Source organism: Leptolyngbya sp. FACHB-36 (assembly GCF_014695955.1).
Taxonomy (GTDB): Bacteria; Cyanobacteriota; Cyanobacteriia; order Leptolyngbyales; family Leptolyngbyaceae; genus FACHB-36.
In genome coordinates, this window is sequence record NZ_JACJPG010000129.1 from 1 (window position 1) to 3,112 (window position 3,112).

A 3,112-nucleotide genomic window follows, 5' to 3' on the forward strand; every position below is an offset into this window, starting at 1 on the left:
CGATCGCCGCTTTCAACGCGGGAATGGTTCCTGGTTTCGCAAGCTGCTGCGCCAGCACCAGATGCGGACGGTCTTCGATCTGCTGAATTTCCTTGCGCCACTGAGCAATCATGGTCTGGGCGTACACGCGTTGGGGACGATCGCGCCCGATCGCCTCCGCCAGGGTCGTGGCAAGCTGGAGCGCTGGAATCTGGTTTAGTTCGGCAACAGACAACGCAATTTGAAGCTGAGTCAAGTCTTGAATCTGCTGCTCCAATTTGGGAACGAGCGCTTGTGCCTGCGGACCCAGCACACTGGCGGCGTTAATGTCGCGCACCTGAGGCAGCACCAGCCACAGCTGCCACAGCTGCTTGTAGGGCGGGTGCTCTGGACGCGCGTCGATCGCCAACGGCTGAGCGCGACTGACCCATACGGCGTCCCGCGCTTCTTGCGGAAGCGGAATGCTGCGCGGCAGTCCTTGAGTCGCCGCGATCGCTCCAGCAAGATTTCCCTGGGTAATGCGTTGGTGGACGATCGCCATCAGCGCCTTAGTCAACCGCTTTAGTTCTGCTTCAGCCGTGGGTCGCAGGACGCTATTAAAGCTGATTTGATCGGCGATCACGATCGCCTGGGCGATCGTTTGTGGGTCAGCCGTTCCACTGCGGCTGATCTGCCGCACCTGCTGAAGCTGACGGTGGGCAATGCGCTCGATTAGCACCTGCTGCCGCCAGCGGTTGAGCCGCTTGTGCCACTCGTCGCCCTCTAGCTTAGACAGCGCTTGCAGTTGCGCCTGAGCCGTTCTCCAATCTTGCGCTTTCAGTGCTGCTTTGAAAGCGTCTTCGATAATCTGTCCTCGGTTGTGCTGCTTGCGCCAGTTGCCGATCGCCCGCTGCGCGTCTTTGTATAGCGGACTGCTAGCGGGAATGTCCTGCGCCAGCGAGATCGCCCCATCTAGCTTGTCTTGACTGGCTCGGTCTTGGGCGATCGTCAGCAAGGTTTTTGACCAATCTTTCATCAGGCGCTTGGAGCGATCGTACAGCGGATGCTCCGGGGACCAGTCTTTTACCAGCGCTAATCCTGACCGCAGCGCCTCGACTTTTCCCGATCGTGCGGCTTGTTCGGCGCAGTAGAGCTTGTCCGAATCCGATGCCAGCGGCTGTAGACGCTCGCAACTCGGCAGCGGCGGCAGCGTCGTCAGCCACCAGAACGCCGAAACGCCTGTACCGCCAATAAATGCCAGCAGTCCCAGCCACAGCAAGGGCGCTCCCAAATGCCGCACTCCGGTTAGCACCTGAGCGGAAACAGGATGGCGCTTAGGACGTGATCGGGGAACCTCCGTCAGTTCGATCGGCGGAGCCGTATCAGCGTCGGAGTGGTCAGGCTCAACTTCCTTGGGGCTATCTGTGCCAGAGTTCTGGTCATTCACGGACGGCTCAACAACAGCGCTGATAGACTCTTCTACCGACGATGTTCCACTCGTCCAGGGCGCATCCGGAGAATCCTGTACAGGACGACGGACGCGAAATCGCTCGATCGGTTTTCTGGTCATGACTCAGCGTTTGCAGCGGACGCCCCCGCACTCGGACTCAGATGGGCTGTAGCCGTCATTGTATTAGCTGCCACTCGGTTTGAAGCGCTAGGGCAGGAATTTTCTTGTAAAACATCGAGGGATCACGAAATTACGAGGTGCTACGTCTCCGCACTCTTCACGATCCTTATTTTCTCTGGCTAGCCCAAGCGGCTTAGCCACTGTGATCGCTCCACAGATCGCGAATGTCGCTAGCCTGTTTGAGCTGCGTTAGCGTGGTGGGAATAAAGGTAATGCGTCGCAAGCGCCGGCTAACGATCGGGTGCGACAACGACTCCAGCGATCCCAGTTCTAGCTTGACATAGCGCTTTTCGCGGTTGACACCAGCAGGTTCGTCCGGAAATAGCTGCCATCGCTGAACGTCAGGTAGTCGGATAACCTCGGCGTAGTACGTGATCCGATGCGCGTCCGCCCCAAACGTCTTCGTCTGGTAAAACGCCAGCCATTTGGGACACCAGCACTGACGATGCTTGAGTTTCTCCACTTGCTCCAGGGGAATATGGTACCAATGCCGATCGCGGACGGTCTCGAACGCAGCTCGGCTATTTAGAATTGCCACCAGCACTTCGCCACGGGTTGCCATTGAACCTGCACACAACGCTCGCCTTCTCGTTTAGTTAGCCCACCGACGATCGTGCGGAATCATCGTCGGGCTTCATACTAATTCGGAATTCGCAATTCGAAATTCGGAATTGCAACCGCCGGATTTTGTCTATGGTTCAGTCGTTTGAGCGGTCGCTGAAGTTTAAAGAATTGGTAGAAGCCCTAATCGTCGGCGATCGCTGCAACGATCTATAAAGTTGAAATTGAAATGATTGCGTTTGCAACTAAAATACGACCATAAATGAAGTTGCAACTGCAATCAATTTTCTACCTATGCCAATTCCACAGCTAGAACTGGTCAGCCATCACCTGTGTCCGTACGTGCAGCGGGCAGTCATTATGCTGCTTGAGAAAAATATCCCTCATCAGCGAACGGACATCGATTTGGTCAATAAGCCGGACTGGTTCCGCCGAATCTCACCACTGGGAAAAGTACCGCTGTTAAAAGTCGAGGATGAAATTCTGTTTGAGTCAGCGGTCATTTGTGAGTATTTGGACGAAATTACGCTAGGTTCATTACACCCGTCTGATCCGTTACAGAAAGCGAAGCATCGCGCTTGGATTGAGTTTGGGTCCAGCACGCTGAATACGATCGCGGGATTTTACAGCGCCACGACTCCGGAGACATTTGAGCAAAAACGCCACGACCTGATCGATAAATTTGTTCGGATCGAGCACCATCTCAGCGGTGCACCTTACTTCGCAGGCGAGGTCTTTTCGCTGGTGGATGCCGTGTACGGACCAATATTCCGGTACTTCGATGTTTTCGACACGATCGCGGAGTTTGATATTTTCTTGAACGCGCCGAAGGTAAAGCGTTGGCGGCAAGCATTACAGGCGCGTCCCTCAATCCAGCAGGCGGTCGCCGAAGACTATCCGCAGCGGTTGCTGATGTTCTTAAAACAGCGCAATTCGCAGTTGTCCGCACGGCTCGCTGCCTAA

Annotated in this window: 2 protein-coding genes and 1 pseudogene; 1 reads left to right on the top strand and 2 read right to left on the bottom strand. The window is 55.6% G+C overall.

What is annotated here, in order from left to right; translation table 11 throughout:
• Both H6F43_RS01815 and H6F43_RS01820 read right to left on the bottom strand, forming a co-directional pair.
• Nucleotides 1-1,528: pseudogene (locus tag H6F43_RS01815) on the bottom strand (hypothetical protein); the annotation flags it as partial.
• Nucleotides 1,529-1,721: 193 nt separating this feature from the next.
• On the bottom strand, nt 1,722-2,150 hold the full coding sequence (locus H6F43_RS01820) for a hypothetical protein (protein ID WP_190340312.1): 429 nt from the start codon (nt 2,148-2,150) through the stop codon (nt 1,722-1,724).
• Nucleotides 2,151-2,443: 293 nt separating this feature from the next.
• Here H6F43_RS01820 and H6F43_RS01825 point away from each other — a divergent pair, with 293 nt between their 5' ends.
• A complete protein-coding gene (locus H6F43_RS01825) occupies nt 2,444-3,112 on the top strand; it encodes a glutathione S-transferase family protein (RefSeq protein ID WP_190340313.1) in 669 nt (222 codons plus the stop codon).